General features: G+C 60.2%; 10 protein-coding genes. 6 read left to right on the top strand and 4 right to left on the bottom strand.

The genetic code is table 11. The features are described from left to right. Nucleotides 1-117 precede the first annotated feature (117 nt). The 5 genes from AAGW23_RS21070 to AAGW23_RS21050 all read left to right on the top strand — a co-directional run bounded on the left by AAGW23_RS21070 (nucleotide 118) and on the right by AAGW23_RS21050 (nucleotide 5,570). The gene (locus tag AAGW23_RS21070; protein WP_342408215.1) at nucleotides 118-1,203 is read left to right on the top strand and encodes a TRAP transporter substrate-binding protein; all 1,086 of its coding nucleotides are present in this window, start codon (nucleotides 118-120) and stop codon (nucleotides 1,201-1,203) included. A 208-nt stretch (nucleotides 1,204-1,411) separates the two neighbouring features. Beyond that, nucleotides 1,412-2,026, top strand: a complete 615-nt coding sequence (locus AAGW23_RS21065; RefSeq protein ID WP_425540847.1) for a TRAP transporter small permease subunit — start codon at nucleotides 1,412-1,414, stop codon at nucleotides 2,024-2,026. Nucleotides 2,027-2,042: 16 nt separating this feature from the next. Next, the gene (locus AAGW23_RS21060; RefSeq protein WP_342408214.1) at nucleotides 2,043-3,410 is read left to right on the top strand and encodes a TRAP transporter large permease subunit; all 1,368 of its coding nucleotides are present in this window, start codon (nucleotides 2,043-2,045) and stop codon (nucleotides 3,408-3,410) included. A gap of 76 nt (nucleotides 3,411-3,486) precedes the next feature. Next, the gene (locus AAGW23_RS21055; protein ID WP_342408227.1) at nucleotides 3,487-4,977 is read left to right on the top strand and encodes a sigma-54 interaction domain-containing protein; all 1,491 of its coding nucleotides are present in this window, start codon (nucleotides 3,487-3,489) and stop codon (nucleotides 4,975-4,977) included. Nucleotides 4,978-5,078: 101 nt separating this feature from the next. After that, nucleotides 5,079-5,570, top strand: coding sequence for a GNAT family N-acetyltransferase (locus tag AAGW23_RS21050; RefSeq protein ID WP_342408213.1), 492 nt, complete (start codon nucleotides 5,079-5,081; stop codon nucleotides 5,568-5,570). 65 nt (nucleotides 5,571-5,635) lie between these two features. Here AAGW23_RS21050 and AAGW23_RS21045 read toward each other — a convergent pair whose 3' ends face one another. The 4 genes from AAGW23_RS21045 to pgm form a co-directional block, all read right to left on the bottom strand. Then, a complete protein-coding gene (locus AAGW23_RS21045; protein ID WP_342408212.1) occupies nucleotides 5,636-6,406 on the bottom strand; it encodes a 3-hydroxybutyrate dehydrogenase in 771 nt (256 codons plus the stop codon). Continuing rightward, nucleotides 6,390-6,563, bottom strand: a complete 174-nt coding sequence (locus AAGW23_RS21040) for a hypothetical protein (protein ID WP_342408211.1) — start codon at nucleotides 6,561-6,563, stop codon at nucleotides 6,390-6,392. The genes AAGW23_RS21045 and AAGW23_RS21040 overlap by 17 nt, the downstream gene beginning before the upstream one ends. A 400-nt stretch (nucleotides 6,564-6,963) precedes the next feature. Beyond that, entirely contained in the window at nucleotides 6,964-9,864 is a 2,901-nt protein-coding gene (locus AAGW23_RS21035; protein WP_425540848.1) for a PAS domain S-box protein, read from the bottom strand. A 483-nt stretch (nucleotides 9,865-10,347) separates the two neighbouring features. Next, on the bottom strand, nucleotides 10,348-12,012 hold the full coding sequence (gene pgm / locus AAGW23_RS21030) for a phosphoglucomutase (alpha-D-glucose-1,6-bisphosphate-dependent) (RefSeq protein WP_342408210.1): 1,665 nt from the start codon (nucleotides 12,010-12,012) through the stop codon (nucleotides 10,348-10,350). 499 nt (nucleotides 12,013-12,511) lie between these two features. Between pgm and AAGW23_RS21025 the strand changes: the two genes are divergently transcribed. Beyond that, nucleotides 12,512-15,088 carry a bifunctional diguanylate cyclase/phosphodiesterase gene (locus AAGW23_RS21025; protein ID WP_342408209.1) on the top strand — a complete coding sequence of 859 codons (2,577 nt, stop codon included), beginning with the start codon at nucleotides 12,512-12,514 and terminating at the stop codon, nucleotides 15,086-15,088. Nucleotides 15,089-15,125: the final 37 nt, after the last annotated feature.

Raw genomic sequence — 15,125 nt, 5'->3', positions numbered from 1 at the left:
AGACGCCAGAACACCTGGCGAGACGAAAATTCAGTGCTGCCTCGTCTCGCTTTCCGGCCAACTGAACGCCGGCCTGCGCCTCTGGTTACCAAAACAAAAAAAAGAAGGAAACCTGCAATGTCGATATCCAAAAAGCTGTCCCGACTCGCCTGCGCCATCGGTGCTACTACCCTTCTCAGCGCCAGCCTGATCAGCGCTGACGTCATGGCTGCCGAGAAGATTCGCTGGCAAGTTCCGCTGGCCTTTCCCTCTCACCTGGTCGGTCTGACCACACCCATCAAGCATCTCTCAGAGTCCCTCAAAGCCATTTCCGGCGGCGATATCCAGCTGCGCTATTACGAGCCCGGCGAACTGGTGCCACCCTTCGAAATCATGGATGCGGTCAGCAACGGCAAGTACCCGGCTGGCTATACCTGGATCGGTTACGACCAAGGCACCATCGCCTCGCTACCCCTGTATTCCGGCGCGCCGTTCAATATGGAACCGCCAGCCTATCTGGCGTGGTACTACGAGGGCGATGGCAAGAAACTGCTGGAAGAGATCTATGCCGAGCGCAACATCCACCCGATGCTCTGCAGCATCATCGGTCCTGAGGGTGCTGGCTGGTTTGCCCAGCCAATCGAGAAGCTGGAAGACTTCGATGGCCTTCGCATCCGCTTTGCCGGCATCGGCGGCAAGGTACTGGAGAAACTCGGCGCCTCGGTGACCATGATCCCCGGCGGCGAGATCTACCAGGCGCTTGAACGCAAGACCATCGACGCCACCGAGTTCTCGCAACCTGCAATCGACAAAATGCTGGGCCTCGATCAGATCATCAAGAACTACATCATGCCGGGCTGGCACCAGACGCTGACCACCTCGCACCTGCTGGTCAACAAGGACGTCTGGGACAAGCTGGAGCCACAGAGCCGCGCCTTGATCGAGATGGGTTGCGAGTCAGCCACCCTCAAAGGCTTTGCCGAGAGCGAGTGGGCCCAGCCGACCGCCTTGCGCGAGTACGAAAAGCAGGGCGTGAAGGCCCAGGTGCTGCCTGAAGAAGTGCTGAGGGAGCTGGAGCGCGTAACCAATGAAGTGCTGGACGAAATCGCCGCCAAGGACGAGATGTTCAACCGCGTTCTGAGCAGCCAGCGCGACTTCATGAAGCATCACTCGATCTGGCACGGCAAAGGCTACTTGCCGCGCGATTACTACAAGTACGAGTGATCCACTCAGCAAAGCCTAGTACCCGCTAGGGTTGGCCTGTCATCTACGTTTGGATCCTGCTGCGCTGAGGTCTCTGCGGTCGGTCGGCAACTGCCGAAGCGCAGTCACGCATTCTTAGCACAGCAGGTGAAGAATCTTGCCGACCTGACAGGTCGCTAGCGCACGGTTCGCGCCGTGCTTTCTCCTGATTCGGATCTCCGAGGTGGCCGTGTCCGCTCATCCCGTTTCCCCTGACGAAGCCGTGCCCGCCGTTCAAGCGGATGCACTGCCTCACAACAAACTGTCCTGGTGGCTGGACAGAGCGCTGGTCGCCATTGGCGAAGCCAGCGCATGGATCTGGTTACTGGTTCTGGCGGTCGTGCTGACCAACGTATTCAGCCGCTTCGTGCTGTCTCGCGGCTCGATTGCGTTGGAAGAATTGTCCTGGCACCTGTTCGGTGCAGCCTTGATGCTCGCCCTGGCATACGCGGTGGTGCGTGACGACCATGTGCGCGTCGATGTACTGCGTGAGAAATTCACGCTGCGCAGCCAGGCCATTATCGAGCTGCTGTCGATCCTGGTCTTGGCATTACCGATCGTGGTGTTGATGGTCGACGCACTGGTGCCCTTCGCCTATCAGGCGTTCATCTATGACGAGCGCTCGCAGGCGCCAAGCGGCCTGCCGCATCGTTTCATCTTCAAAAGCGTATTGCCCATCGGCCTGACGCTGGTGGCACTGGCACTGCTTTCACGGGCCACACGTTGCAGCACGCTGCTATTCAATTTCCCGCGGGCCTTTATAGCCTCGACGCATGACCGCGACCGCGGCCATTCGCAGCCCTGATGGAGTAGCCGTAATCATGGGTCTGGAAGAAATTCTCGTCATCAGCATGTTTGCCACCTTCATGGGGCTGCTGCTGCTTGGCTTCCCCGTTGCCTGGTCGCTGGCCGGCATCGGGCTGCTGTTCGCCGTGCTCGGCCACGTAATGGTCGAGCACTTCGACGCCGATCTCTGGTTCACCTGGGATGGCACCATCGGGGTACTGGACGCACGTATCTACGGCATCGTCGCCAATGAGCTGATGGTCGCTCTGCCGTTGTTCATCTTCATGGGCATCATGCTTGACCGCTCCGGCATCGCCGAGCGACTGATGCACAGCCTCGTTCGGGTACTCGGTCCGTTGCGTGGTGGCTACGCCGTCACGGTAGTGCTGGTGGGCATCTTGCTGGCCGCATCCACCGGTATCGTCGGCGCTTCGGTGGCCCTTCTGGGCATGCTCTCGATTGGGCCGATGCTGCAGGCCAAATACAACAAGAGTCTCGCCGTCGGCACCGCCTGTTCGGTCGGCACCCTGGGTATTCTGATTCCGCCAAGCATCATGCTGGTCTTGATGGCCGACCGGCTCGGCACCTCCGAAGCCTCGGTGGGCAAGCTGTTCATGGGTGCTCTGGTGCCCGGGATGATGCTGGCGCTGATGTACATCCTCTATATCGTCGTGGTGTCGTGGCTGAAGAAGGACTTTGCGCCTGCTCCGGCCAACCGCCAGAAGCTTGATGCAAAGGCGCTGATCAATGTGTTCTGGGCGGTGGTGCCACCCTTCGTCCTGATTCTGGCCGTGCTGGGCTCAATCTTTTTCGGTATCGCTACGACGACCGAAGCGTCTGCGGTCGGTGCGTTTGGTGCGGTGCTGATGGCGGCCCTCAGCCGCAAGTTGAATATGGCGGTGTTGAAGGAAGCGCTCTACCAGACCAGCCGCACCTCGGCATTTATCTTTGGCATCTTCATCGGTGCCACGGTGTTCGCCGCGGTGCTGCGCGGCCTGGGCGGTGACGACGTGATCCGTGCCGCACTCACGGGTTTGCCGTTCGGCCAGACCGGCGTATTGCTGACTGTCCTGTTCATCACCTTCCTGCTGGGCTTTTTCCTGGACTGGGTCGAGATCACTCTGATCATCCTGCCGCTGGTGGCGCCGGTGCTGTTTTCCATGGGCGTCGATCCGCTGTGGTTTGCGGTGCTCTTCGCGCTGTGCCTGCAGACCTCCTTTCTTACCCCGCCGGTGGGCTTCGCGTTGTTCTACATCAAGGGTGTCTGCCCGCCGGAAGTCACGACGCGGGATGTCTATCTCGGCGTTATGCCCTACATTCTGATTCAGCTGCTCGGCCTGGCTTTGGTGTTCTTCTTTGCACCGTTGGCCACCTGGCTGCCCAACGAGGTGTACGGACTCTGAGCCCGGACCGGCTGCCTTGCCCATGGCAGCCGGTGCCTTCCATAATCGGCCGAACCTCACCGGACTGCTCGAACCCATGGCAATCGCCCGCAACGACCTTGACCTCAACGGCCTGACCATCGGCGTATCTCCCGAACGCTTCCGGGCGGTCGCCATGCCGCTGTTGTTCGACCACCTCAATGCCCAGTGCGAAGGCACCATTGCGGTCAATCGCCAGGCGCGCATTGTCTGGATCAATGACAAATACGCGGAAAAGATCGGCATCAGCGACCCGCGCAGTGTTCTCGGCAAGGAAATCGAAGAAGTGCTGCCCGCCAGCCGTTTGCGCGAAGTGGTAGAGAGCGGTCAGCCGAGCATGCTCGACCTGATGGCCTTCGGCAGCGAGCATTTTGTCGTCACGCGTATTCCACTTCGGGACGAGGACGGCACCCTGGTCGGCGCGCTGGGCTTCGTGCTGTTCGACCGGGCACGGCACCTCAAGCCGTTGATGTCGAAGTTCACCACGCTGCAGACGCAGCTGGTCGCGACCCAGAACGAACTGGCCAAGGCTCGCCGGGCGCGCTACACCATTGCAGGCTTTATCGGCACCAGTCCGGCGGCGAGCGAAGTGAAACGCCAGGCCCGCCGTGCCGCCCAGCTGGACGCCACCGTGCTGATCCGCGGCGAGACCGGCACAGGCAAGGAGCTGCTGGCTCAGGGCATCCATAACCTGTCGCCGCGCGCCAATGGGCCTTTCGTTGCCGTCAACGTCGCGGCGATTCCAGAGACGCTCGTCGAAGCCGAGTTGTTCGGCACCGCACCCGGTGCCTTTACCGGTGCTGATCGCAAGGCGCGCATCGGCAAGTTCGAAGTGGCCAACGGGGGCACGCTTTTTCTCGACGAAATCGGCGACCTGCCGCTGGCCCTGCAAGCCAAGCTGTTGCGCGTGCTGCAGGAGCAGGAAATCGAGCCGCTGGGCTCCAATCAGGTCAAGCCACTGAACGTGCGGGTGATCGCCGCCACGCATATCGACCTGGAAGCCAAGGTCGCCGCCGGCGAGTTTCGCGATGACCTCTACTACCGACTCAACGTGCTGGCGCTGCAGGTGCCACCGCTGCGCGACCGTGCCGCTGACATACCGGCCGTGATCGAACACCTGCTCGATGACATAGCCAACCGCTCCGGCCAGGCACCCATGGAACTTGCGCCGAGCGCCATTGCATTGCTCTGCACCCAGCCCTGGCGCGGCAACGTGCGCGAATTGGGCAACCTGCTGGAACGCGCCCAGTTGAGCGCGGATGGCACACCGCTGGAAGCGCGCCATTTCCTTCCGCTGGTGGACGCTAAAACCGCAGCCGCGCCGCAGGCTGCTGTCACGCCCAGTGAACCGATGCTTGCTGAACCGGCACCGGAACCCAACGCACCATTGCAACGTCTCGCAGACAGCATCGCCCAGGCCGAACGTCGTGCCTTACAGACCGCCCTGCTCGCCTGCAAAGGCAACCGCCGCCGAGCCGCGACGGAGCTAGGTATATCCCGAGCCAGTCTGTATTCGAAGTTGCAGTTACATGGACTGAGCGAACGGTAGCGCGACAGCTAGAAGTTCGGACAGCAATGGTGGGTACCTTGCTGCGGCTGATGTCCGTCGTTAACGTAACGAACCGTTGACTGTCGCAGGATGCGCAAAGAATGACATTTACGATTCGCCCGGTTTGCCACGAAGATCTGCCGGCTATCTGTGAATGGCCGCAGGACGAAGCCGAACTCTTCTATTGCTTTCCAAAAGCTCATTACCCACTCACTGAGGACCAACTGCTCGAGGCGATCGCTCAACGCGCCGAGTCGTCCGTCGTCGTCCAATCAGGCCGGCCCGTAGCATTCGCGAACTTCTACCGGTGGGATCAGGGTGGGGTTTGTTCAATCGGGAACGTTATCGTTGCGCCAAGCGCGCGCAGGTTCGGGGCTGCAGGGTTCCTCGTCGACCACCTTTGCGCGGTTGCCTTTTCGAAATTTGCGGCCGCCCAGGTGCAGATCTCCTGTTTCAACCTGAACACAGCGGGCCTACTGCTCTATCCGAAGCTCGGGTTCGTGCCATTCGCGATCGAGGAAAGACAGAGTCGGGCCGGTAAACGCATCGCGTTAGTTCATCTCCGTCGCAACCCGCCATCGGCAGGGCAATAACAAACTGTTTTGCCACCGGTAGCCGCAGACGACACACCCGCTGCGGCCATGGATGGCCCGAATGACTATTGCGCCAGCCAGCCGCCGTCGACATTCCACGCAACCCCGCGGACCTGGCGAGCAGCATCGCTGCACAGGAAAACGGCCAGCTCGCCCAACTGTTCCGGCGTCACGAAATCCAGCGACGGCTGTTTTTCCATCAGCAGCTCACGGGTCGCCTGACTCTGGTCGCCGTGGGCCTGGGCCTTGCTATCGATCTGCTGCTGCACCAGCGGCGTCAATACCCAGCCAGGACAAAGCGCGTTACAGGTAATGCCGGTGGTAGCTGTTTCCAACGCCACGGTTTTGGTCAGCCCGACCAGACCGTGCTTGGCGGCCACGTAAGCAGCCTTCTGCACCGAGGCCACCAGGCCATGAACCGAGGCGATGTTGATGATCCGCCCCCAGTTGCGCTCGCGCATGCCCGGCAAGGCGAGACGCATGGTGTGAAATGCCGAGGTCAGATTGATGGCAATGATGGTGTCCCAGCGCTCGACTGGAAACGACTCGATGGGCGCGACATGCTGGATGCCGGCATTGTTGACCAGCACATCGACCGAACCGAGGTCGCGCTCCGTCCGGCTGACCAAATCGGCGATCTGATCCACATCGGATACGTCGGCAGGATGGTGCAGCACTCGCGTGCCGTATGCCGAGACGCGCTCAATGGCGGCATCAACATCGCCGAAGCCGTTGAGCATCACGTCCGCGCCGGCCTCGGCCAACTTGCAGGCAATGCCCAGGCCGATACCACTGGTCGAACCCGTCACCAGAGCAGTCTTAGCGTTGAGCGTCATGGCGTGCTCCGATTGGGTTGCGCAACTGGAACAGCGCCGCCAAAAACAACGCTTTGATTGCCAGCAAAGCGGCATTCACAGACCATGAGGGATACTCTGACAGGCAAGGTGCTGGACGAGTGACTGGCACAACGGCCAAAACGAAAAGAAGGGTCATCTGCGGTTTTCCTTGTTGTTCTTGTCACCTCACTCGGATGCATCAGCTTCAACGAGCAAAGGGAGACTTTGTCAGAGCGAAAGCCATGCCAATCCAAGCGCGGCCTGCAGAAATGGCTCCCAGGCCCTGGATTCGCTGACGTCCAGCTGCCAAACCGAGGTGAGTGGACGAACGACGGGACAACGGCGAATCACGTCAATGTACAGATTTGTGTACATGCCCATTTCGACGTACTGCCTTCATGACGATATGTCCGGATGACTGGACCCATGCGTGCCCGTCCGCTCCGCATAACGCCGCTAACCCGATTGACCAAACAAGTGATGCCGTTTACCGCCGGGCACACAACTTCAGGATGGTGCGGCTGGCCATGTTTGGTCAGGACAGCCCGAGGCGTGGCTTAGCGACGTTCCGTGATTCCTAAAGCCAGCATTTCCTGGACGCGTGTGGCAAGGGTGTCGATAGCAAAGGGCTTCGTCAGTACCTGCATCCCGGGTCCAAGGGTTTGATACCCAAGGGCTGCGCTCTCTGCGTAACCGGTGATGAACAAAGTCTTCAGGTCGCTACGGACTTCCCGGCCCGCATCGGCCATCTGCCGTCCATTCATGCCGCCCGGCAAGCCGACGTCGGTGATGAGCAGATCGATGTTGACGTCCGATTGCAGCACCTTGAGGCCGCCAATGCTGTCGGCCGCTTCAATCAGCGTATAGCCAAGTTCGCCCAGAACATCCATGAGGAACAAGCGCACGGTTGGTTCGTCATCGACAATCAGAATGGTTCCCCTGGCTTCGCCGAGGACACTATCAGTGCACGTGGGAGCAACTACGGGCTCGCTGACTTTACCCCTGTAGCGCGGTAGAAACAGCGACACCCGGGTGCCGCGTCCCACCTCTGAGTCAATACGAACCTGGCCGCCAGACTGATTGGCAAAGCCATAGATCATCGACAGCCCCAGGCCTGTACCCTGGCCGATCGGCTTGGTGGTGAAGAAGGGCTCAAACGCCTTGGTAATCACTGCCGGCGTCATGCCCGTTCCGGTGTCGGTAACGCTCAATGACAGATATTGGCCTTCAGGAACATCGTAGGCACGAGCCGATTCGCCCTCGAGCCATCTGTTGGCCGTCTCGATGGTGATCCGTCCGCCGTCCGGCATGGCATCACGAGAGTTGAGACAGAGATTGAGGATGGCACTCTCAAGCTGGCTGGCATCGACGGATGCCGACCACAGGTCATCAGCACTGACAGTGTTGACCTGGATGCCCGGACCGACCGTGCGCTGAATCAGCTCAGTCATGCCCTCCACCAGCAAATCTGCGTCGATCGGCCTTGGATCGAGCGTCTGCCGCCGCGAAAACGCCAGAAGACGGTGGGTCACACCGGCTGCGCGTTTTGCAGCGCCCTGGGCGGTCGCCAAGTAGCGGTCGATATCGTCAAGACGGCCCTGGGACAAACGCAGGCTCATCAGCTCCAATGCACCCGTTATACCGGCGAGCAGGTTGTTGAAGTCATGGGCGAGCCCGCCAGTGAGCTGTCCGACTGCCTCCATCTTCTGCGACTGGCGCAGCTTATCTTCGGCCTGCATCAGTGCTGCAGTCCGGTCGGCCACACGTTGTTCCAACGTGTCATTGAGCGATCTCAGTGCTGCGGTTGCCCGGTCGCGCTCTGCCTCGATGGAGCGCTTGTGCTCGACATCAATCAGAACGCCTGGGAAATTCTGAGGGGTACCGTCCAGGGCATGATCGACACGTCCATTCGCCTCTATCCAGTAGTACCTGCCGTCAGCCCGCCGAACCTGGTATTGATGGGCATAGGCACCACCGCGGGAGATTGCTTCCGCAATCGCAGTTTTGAGTCCCTCCCGGTCCTCGGCGTGCACGGTGGCAATGACCTGCGCAAGGCTCAGACCTTCACGGCCTAAGGACGGATCGAGGCCAAAGGTATGTGCGAAGCCCTCATCGACGGTGAAGCAGTCGTTGGGCAGATGCCAGTTCCAAGTGCCGATGATTGCGCCCGCCGCCAGGGCAAGCTGAACGCGCTGAACGTTTTCCCGCGCCAGCGATTCACTGACGCGTAGACGCTCTTCGGCCGCTCGCCTTTGTGTGACATCACTAAAGAGAATCGCGATCTGGCGGTCGGCGGGGTTTCCTACCCGAACAGCCCGAACATCGAACCATCGCTCGAACGCCTCAGCATAATTCTCGAAATTGGCAGGCTCCCCGGTTTTGGCAACATGGCCATAGGTTTCAAACCAGAACTGCTCCAACTCCGGGGCGAATTCAGTAACCCATTTGCCTCTCAGATCGACACCAGCCTGACGTTCGAAGGCGGGGTTGGCCTCCAGGAACATGTAGTCCACGGGCTGATCATCCGCGTCAAACTTGACCTGAACGATAGCGAACGCTGCTTCGATCGTCTCCAGAATGGTTCTGAACCGCTCTTCGCTCTGACGCAGCGCTATCTCTACCGCGCGCAGGCGGGTCAGATCAAGCATCGCCCCAATCATGCGCACCGCCCGCCCTGCAGCGTTGCGAATCACCTGTCCGCGATCGATTACCTCGGCGTATGTGCCGTCCTGACGGAGAAAGCGGTACTCGTCTGTCCAAGTGGTGCCGCCTCCATCGATAACGGCGTAGATCGATGAATGAATCCGTGTGCGGTCGTCAGGATGGATGCGTCCGATCCACCACTCTGCCGCGTTATCGACGTCCGCTAGCGAGTAGCCATACGCCTGTTCCAACGCTTCGTTCCAGAGCACTTGATTGCTGCTCAGATCCCAATCCCAGATGGCGTCATTGGTAGCTTCAGCAGCCAGACTATAGCGTTGTTGGGATTCTTCAATAGCGAGGCCCGCCAGCTGTTCGCTGGTGCGGTCCTGGATGACTTTCATGTATCCGATATGGCTCCGATCATCGGCGTACAGCGGCGACATCGCCTCCGACATCCAGACCTCCTGACCATCCTTGTGCAGATGCCAGCGCTCGTTGGTCACCCGCCCCTGATGGAGGGCATCGTCCATTTCCTGTTTGGCCCGATGGGTGGCTTGATCGGTCGCCGTGAAGATACATTCGATGCTCTGGCCAATCATCTCTTCCGCTCGCCACCCCATCACCCGCTCGGCTCCTGCATTCCAGTCGGTAACGATACCGGCCGGGTCGGTCAGGATAATGGCCAACTCATTGAGGTTGTTGAACACCGCAAGTCGGCGTGCGTCGCCACAGACACGCGCGCCTGTGCTGGGGGCTGTTTCTCCGGCAGGCCCTTGCACGTGCACTGGACTGCTCGCACTTGTCGCGAGGGGCATCATTACAGCAGCCGGCTGATGGAGATTGGGCCACGCCTGTTTGTTCGCGCCTGTTCCTGCCTGTTCGAGCAGCATGCGCAGGCGCTTTATCTCTGCCTCAAGCGCCTCTCTGGTAGGGTCTTTCAAGCAATACTATCTCTCTAATGACGACGCCGCGGCCACTCTCCGCGACCCGCTGACCAGACGGTCTGGGCGCATTATCCAGCCTTCATTCGACACAAGCACCTACCCCGATTTTGGCGGGGTGAGCTTAAACGTACGTGCGGTGGCACGACAAACCTCATTGCATCCACCGCCATTACACCGGACGCGCTCACACCTTCAGCTGGGAGTCATGCTCCAACAAAGATGATGTGCTTCAGGCTGCTTCGCTAGGAAACGGCCCCGCTGCCAGGAGCTGGCGTTCAAGTCGCGCAAAGCAAATCGCCTGCTCCGATCAACAAGCCTGTGCAACGCCTTGCCGCCCTGGCAGTGCAGAAATTTTCATCCTGCCAGCACCTTGTCGACCAGCGCCTTGGCCTCTTCCTGAATGCGCTTAAGGTGAGCGTCGCCCTCGAAACTCTCCGCATAGATTTTGTAGACGTCCTCGGTACCGGACGGCCGCGCGGCAAACCATCCGTTTTCGGTCACGACCTTGAGGCCGCCAATGGCGGCACCGTTGCCTGGAGCTTCGGTGAGAATCTGGGTGATGGGCTGACCCGCCAGTTCGCCCGCCGTGACCTGAGACGCCGAGAGCTTGCCGAGTTTGGCTTTTTGCTCACGGTTGGCAGGAGCATCGATACGCTGATAGACCGGAGCGCCGAAACGTTCGGTCAGGGCCTGGTAGCGCTCGCCTGGGTCCTTGCCGGTCACTGCGGTGATTTCCGCAGCCAGCAGGCCGAGGATCAGGCCATCCTTGTCCGTCGACCAGGCGCCGCCCTGCTTGCGAAGGAACGACGCGCCAGCGGATTCCTCACCGCCGAAGCCCAGACTGCCGTCCATCAAACCGTCGACGAACCACTTAAAGCCCACCGGCACCTCGACCACCTTGCGGTCGATGCCCTTGGCAACACGGTCGATCATCGAAGACGACACCAAGGTCTTGCCGATGCCTGCCGCAGCGTTCCACTCGGGGCGATGCGTGAACAGGTATTCGATGGCAACGCCCAGGTAGTGATTGGGGTTCAACAGCCCCACCGAGCGCGCGACGATCCCGTGGCGGTCGTGGTCGGTGTCGCAGGCAAAGGAGACGTCGAAGCGGTCCTTGTTCTCGATCAGGCCAGCCATGGCATGCGGTGAGCTGCAGTCCATGCGGATCTTGCCGTCCCAGTCCAGGCGCATGAAGCGGAAGGTGGGATCGACGCGGGTCGAGAGCACTTCGAGCGGCAGGCTGTAACGCTCGGCGATGCGCGTCCAGTAGTGCACACCCGCGCCGCCCAGCGGATCGACGCCAAACTTCAGCCCGGAATTACGGATCGCTTCGAGATCGATCACCTGCTCCAAGCCGCTGACATAGCTGTCGATAAAATCGAAACGCTGAGTAGTGGGCGCTTTGAGCGCTTGGGCGTAATCCATTCGCTGGACGCCCTTGAGCCCCGCGACCAGTAACGCATTGGCGCGCTCCTGGATCCACTTGGTCACGCCCGTGTCAGCCGGGCCGCCGTTGGTGGGGTTGTACTTGAAGCCGCCGTCAGCAGGCGGATTGTGCGATGGCGTAATGACGATGCCGTCAGCCAGGCCGCTACTGCGAACGGCGTTGTATTCGAGGATGGCGTTGGAAATAGCAGGCGTCGGCGTGTAGCCCGGCTCGCCACTGGTTTCGCTGCAGCCCGCGTCAATGCGCGTCTCGACACCATTGGCGGCCAGTACTTCCAGCGCGGAGACGAATGCCGGCTCGGACAACGCATGGGTGTCCATTCCGACGAAGATCGGCCCGTTGATGCCCTGTTCACGACGGTAATCACAGATGGCCTGGGTGGTCGCCAGTATGTGCCACTCATTGAAGCTGTTTTTCAGCGAAGTCCCGCGGTGGCCAGAGGTGCCGAATGCAACCTGCTGCGCCGGATCAGAAGGGTCCGGGCGCTCGCTGTAATACCGCGAAATCAGTCGCGGTATGTTGGTCAGAGTATGTTCGTTCGGGAGGCGTCCTGCGTTGAGGTCGAGGCTCATCGGTCGTTCCTTTGAAAGGTCGGTAAATCGATTCAGGCAGAACCCTGGATTCTGCCGAGAGTGTTGATGCAAAAGTGATGGTGCCGTTCGGCATAGATCTACGCGCTTCGACCATCCACCCTCGGGCTTTGTTTCCCCGCCGATGCATCGAAAACGCATGGTCGGCGGCGGCATGATAGAGCGCGCAGGCCCCGCCGCGTAGATGCCGCGATTGCTGCCTGCAACCAACCGGGATCAAACCAGCAAGCAGGTTCATGCCGAGCCCAGCAGCACCCTGTCTGCATCGAGGTTCAGGTCGACCCATTTGCCCCCCAACTCTGTTGCCTGTTTCAGACAGACATTGTCGGCCCAGCTAAGACCAGACGAGCCAGAGCGTTGGTGCAGCGATCAGTCACCTGTCGGAATGCTTCAATCAGAGCAGCGGCCTGGCTGCCTTCAGCCGATACAACGCTTGCAAGCGTTCATTTAGCGCACACCTGTCGAGCCTGGCCAATCATCAATGACCACTAACATCGCTACTCGCGTATCCAATGAAGCCGCAGGCTACACCGCCATGACCCGCCGGGCGTCACTCGGCTTCATCTACGTGGTCGCTGCGCTGTTCATCACCGTCGGCCTCGCACTGGTCTATCTGTGCATGGCGCTGGACAATCATCAGGTGCAGCACAGTGAAACAGACGCCGCCAAGGCAATGCAGAGCCGGCGAGACAAGATCGGAACCGCGCTGGCCGACTACGCCTTCTGGAACGATGCCTACAAGCATATGAGCGGCAAAGTCGATGTAGGCTGGGCCTTCGACGGCGATAACATCGGCCCGTCGCTGTTTTCGACGTACGGCCTGAACGGCGTCTTCGTTCTGGGTCCTGACGCATCGACCCGCTATGGCATCGTCGATGGCGCGTTGAGCAAGGTGGAAGCCAGTGACTGGATAGCGGGCGACCTCGCCGCCTTGCTAGCCAGCGCGCGACGCGCTTCTGCACAGGACGAGGTCACGCAGGTCTACTTCTCTGTCAAGGGAATGCCGGCTGTAGTGTCGGCCGCGGTGATACGGCCGGACAGCTCATACGACGATTTCGAACACCTGTCCTATCTCGTCTACGTCGACGTGCTGACCAGCCCAAAGCTAAAGGTGATTGACGAAGCGTTCGATCTGACCGGGCTGACCGCCACGGTTGGCACCTTTCCCAACGGCCCAAGACCCACGCTGACGCTGCAGGAGGACATTGGCGTTGCGATGACGTTGCACTGGCAGAGCGAAGCATTGGGTCGGACGGTGCTGCAGAAATTCCTACCCCTTTTGCTGCTGCTCGGAACGCTGGTCGCTGTGCTGATGTTTTGGCTGCGTCTGCGTGTGATCCATGCAGCGGATATGATCGATGAAGCCCAGCAGGCGCTGCGGGTCAGTGAGCAACGCTTCAAAAATATTTCGGAGGCGTCCTCGGATTGGATCTGGGAAACGGATTCGGAGCAGAGGCTGACCTATCTGTCTGAGCGTTTTACGCAAGTAACCGGCTTGCCTTGTCACGCCTGGATCGGCCGGCCACTTACCGATTTGCTGACATACGACAAACAGCTGATGGCAGCCACAGCCGATCGCGGGGTCCCTGCCGGTCGCAAACCGATACCGTGTGAAATGCGCGACGACCACCAGAGCCCACGCTATTGCCAACTCTCCGCCCGCGCCGTGCGAGTTGCTGACCATTTGCAGGGTTACCAAGGCACAGTCTGCGATATCACCGAGGAAATCGAAGCCAAAGCGCGCATCGAGCACATCAGCCAGCACGATGCCCTGACTGGACTGGCCAATCGTCACCGTTTGAATAACTTCCTCAACACCCGTTTGAGCGAAGGCCTGAGCGGTGACCACCCTGTGTTTCTTCTCGCCTTGGATCTGGACCGTTTCAAGCCCGTCAACGATACCTTTGGTCACGCTGCGGGCGATGTGGTACTGCGCGAAGTCGCAAAGGCCCTCACCGGCGGCACTCGAGAGACAGACCTGGTGGCCAGGCTTGGCGGCGACGAGTTCATCGTTGTGGCCACCGACTGCCGCACCCAGGAGCAAGCAGAGCGGCTATGCCTGCGGCTGATCGAGCAGATCAACCAACCCATACGAATCGGCACGAACGACGTCAGCGTAGGCGCCAGCATCGGTATCGTTTCGGCGCCCTTTGACGGGCTGACTGCGGAGGACCTGCTGCGCTATGCCGACATTGCGCTGTACGAAGCCAAGTCCAGTGGCCGTAATCTGTTCCGGTTTTACGAGCCGGCGATGAATGAGCGAATCATGGAGCGCCGGCAACTCGAAATGGACATGCGCCAGGCGTTGCGCCGCCACGAGTTCCGCCTCGATTTCCAGCCGCGCTACGATGCGTCTTCGCAAACCATTGTCGGTGCCGAGGCGCTGGTGCGCTGGCAGCATCCGCTCCGCGACTTGCTAAGCCCCGCCTGTTTCATCCCATTGGCCGAGGAAACCGGCCTGATCGTGGAGCTTAGCGACTGGGTGCTGCGTGAAGCCTGCCTTAACGCCCTGAGCTGGGGCGATGAGCTGATGGTTTCGGTGAACCTTTCTCCGGTTGAGTTTCAGCGCAGTGATCTGGTTGATCGTGTTGCAACAGTGCTGGATAGCACAGGCATTGCGCCGCAGCGTCTTGAGCTGGAAATCACCGAAAGCGTCATGCTCGAAGATGCCGCCTCGGCGCTGACGACCATGAACGGGCTCAAGGCGCTGGGAACTCGCCTGTCCATGGATGACTTCGGCACCGGCTATTCCTCGTTGAGCTACCTGCGCAGCTATCCGTTCGATGGCATCAAGATCGACCGCAGCTTCATCTCCGGGCTTGACCAGTCACAAAGCAGCGAAGCAATCGTCCACGCCATCGTCAGCATGGGTCACGCCCTCTCGCTGACCGTTACCGCAGAAGGCATCGAGACCGTCGCTCAACTTGGAAAGTTGACCGAGCTTGCATGTGATCAGGCGCAAGGCTTCTATCTCGGTCGGCCTATGTCACCGCTGCTGTTTCAAAAGGTTCTGGCGGATGCGCGGGTGGAGCGTGTCCTCGAGCCAGGCGTGAGCTAAGCGCTGATCAAGCCAGCACGCACTGGACGGCTCCTGT

Origin of the sequence: Stutzerimonas chloritidismutans (assembly GCF_038562055.1) — a bacterium.
GTDB lineage: Bacteria > Pseudomonadota > Gammaproteobacteria > Pseudomonadales > Pseudomonadaceae > Stutzerimonas > Stutzerimonas chloritidismutans_A.
This window is presented reverse-complemented; position numbering and strand designations above follow the sequence as displayed.